Here is a 1,380-nt window from a genome sequence, read left to right as displayed (position 1 = left end):
GAGGACGTTGGTGCGGCGCCGCGCCAGGCAGATCGTGGCGGGGATCGGACGCTTTCCTTCGTCTCGTTTTCGCTGGTAGTAGGCCTTGGAAGCGGGGTCGCAGCGGACGGCGGTGAGTGCGGACATGTACATGACCCGACGCAGCCGTCGGCTGTAGCGCTTGGGGGTGTGCAGTCGTCCGGTGCGCTTTCCGGAATCCTTGGATACCGGCGCCAGCCCGGCCCAGGCGGCGAGTTGGTCGGCAGAGCCGATCAGAGCGGGATCGCCGACGGCGGCGAGGAACTCCGCACCGAGACGGAAACCCATGCCGGGCATGCTGGTGATCACTTCGGCGGCGGGATGGCGGCGAAATCGGTCCTCGATGTCGGCGTCGGTGGATTTGATGCGGTCATCGAGGGCAACCACCTCCCCGGCCAACTCGGCAACGAGTCCGGCAGCGACGTCTTCGCCAGGCAGGCGCACCGTCTGGGATTTGGCGGCCGCCACCGCCGCGGCGGCGATCGTGGTCGCGTTGCGCACACCGGCACCGCCGAGCATCTTCGTCAGACGCGAAACACCACTTTGGCGGATGGCTTTCGGTCGCTGATACCGCGTCAACAGCACCACCCAGCCGCGGTCCTGGGTCAGCTGCGCGGCCCGCTCCAACGCCGGGCAGACCGCGATGAGCTGTTGGCGCAACCGGTTGATCGTGCGAGTACGGTCAGCGACCAGGTCCGCGCGGTGGGCGGTCAGCATCCGCAGCTCGGTGATCAGGTCGTCATCGGGATGCAGCACCGGCAGATCGGCACCCCGCATCCGCGACTGGTCGGCGATCACCCGGGCATCTTTGGCGTCGGTTTTACCCTCGCCACCGCGGTATACCGCCGAGGCCTGCCATACCGCACGGCCGGCCAGATACCGGACCGCCTTACCGGCATCGGCCAGCACCGTCAACAACAGAGCGGCATACACGGTGGTCAAGTCGACCGTCCACGACACCTCGTCAGCCAGTTGCTCAATCTCGGCGACGAGTTCACGGATCGGTTGCTCATCGTTGACCAGTCGGCGCGAGAGCATCACCGTGCCGTTGTCATCGACCACGCAGACCCAGTGATGTTCCTTACCGACATCCACTCCAGCCCACACCTGGCTCGCCGTCATCTCACCTCTTTTCGCTTGTCTGCCACCACGATCCCCACGGACCACCCCGCCAGCATTTCCTTAAACAAGCGATCACATCGCAGATCTCAATCAGCGGCCAGAGAAGTCCAAGCAGGCCGGGCGGCCAGTCCTTTCAAGCCGCACCACCAAGGCCGGCTAACGCCATGCAGCCTCACCCGACCCACCCGGGTCACAGCACAACGTAACAACACGAAGTAACTGCAACTACGAACTTAAGGA

The 1,380-nt window shown here is 65.0% G+C and carries 1 protein-coding gene; it reads right to left on the bottom strand.

Features of this window, described 5'->3' with window-relative positions; all coding sequences use genetic code 11:
• A partial coding sequence (locus A5771_RS11410; RefSeq protein WP_064855334.1) for an IS110 family transposase occupies nt 1-1,140 on the bottom strand: 1,140 nt, incomplete at its 3' end.
• Nucleotides 1,141-1,380 lie beyond the last annotated feature (240 nt).

The sequence above is a fragment of the Mycolicibacter sinensis genome (assembly GCF_001667375.1).
Classification (GTDB): domain Bacteria; phylum Actinomycetota; class Actinomycetes; order Mycobacteriales; family Mycobacteriaceae; genus Mycobacterium; species Mycobacterium sinense_A.
Note: the sequence above shows the minus strand (reverse complement) of the source record. Positions and strands in the feature narration are given on the sequence as shown.